This window comes from Pseudomonas sp. P5_A2_2, from assembly GCF_054177685.1.
Map to the genome: position 1 here is coordinate 1 of NZ_JBGCUL010001304.1, position 1,086 is coordinate 1,086.

Annotated in this window: 1 protein-coding gene and 1 pseudogene; both read right to left on the reverse strand. The window is 56.7% G+C overall.

Going from position 1 to position 1,086, the window contains the following annotated elements; all coding sequences use genetic code 11:
- Nucleotides 1–623: p-hydroxyphenylacetate 3-hydroxylase reductase component (locus tag ACXRVY_RS30970; RefSeq protein WP_458239205.1), on the reverse strand; the 623-nt coding region annotated here is incomplete at its 3' end.
- A gap of 76 nt (nucleotides 624–699) precedes the next feature.
- Nucleotides 700–1,086, reverse strand: a pseudogene (locus ACXRVY_RS30975) (p-hydroxyphenylacetate 3-hydroxylase oxygenase component); the annotation flags it as partial.

The window sequence follows — 1,086 nt, forward strand, 5'->3', positions numbered from 1 at the left end:
TAGCTTGCTTGATAAGCGCGAAGCGCCTGAGTCATAAGGTAGTAAAGATTATGGTTCAGCCGCCCTTGGAAGTGGCTGCTGGGCGGCTGACCTTCACCACTCTTGGTCATGCGCGTGTGCGGCAGCACCATGGAGTAGGCACCCTGGTGGTACAGCAACGGTGAACGACCAAAATCATCGAAAGCCACCACCTTGCCAATCATGATCCAATGATCACCACCGTCCACCTGCTGGTATTTTTCGCAATGAAAACGCGCCGAGCAGTCAGCGAACACTGGCGCCCCGCCCTTGCCTGTTTCGAATTCGACCTCTGCAAAACGGTCATCCTTTGGACGGGCGAAATTGTTCGAAAGATCGATCTGATCAGCAGCGAGTACGTTCACGGCAAAGTGTGTAGCTTCTTCAAACACGTCGTGACTTGAAGAGCGCTTGTCGATGCTCCACAGGATCAACGGCGGATCTAGCGACACCGAGTTAAAGCTGTTGGCCGTCACCCCCACTTTGCGGCCGTTCTGATCGGCGGCTGTCACTACTGTCACGCCGGTGGCGAAGTTACCTAACGCGCGGCGAAATGCACGCGCATCGAAGGCGGAAGAAACGGCAATCTCATTAATATCGGACATGCAAGACTCCCGAGCACGCCTTGGGGCGCGCTCTAATTATTTTTATGAGGGGCTTGTGGCTTGGCGGCGAACGGCCTCAGGCCATTGAGGGGTCGGGCTCAAGACCCATCAGTTCGCGACCGAGTATCTGTGCACAGACGTCATAGTCGGTGTAGGCATGCGCACCCGTAAGATGCGAATCGCGGAACAAGCGTTGCAACTCGTTGGTTTCAAACCATGCACCGCCGCCGGCCGCTTCCATCAGACGGTCCACGGCCTGGATACACATCTTTGTGGCATAGCCCTGATTGGTACGCCAGAACGTGAGCGTGGTACGGCTTGGGTATTCGTGGCGCTCACTGTAATCAGCAATCTCTTCCCAGCTTTTTTCCAGCAGCGCTCGGGCGGCTGCAACCTGATGCGTGGATTCTGCCAGGCGCATCAATGCCGGGGTGGCTGCGCCGACAGCGGCACCGGTGTAGGC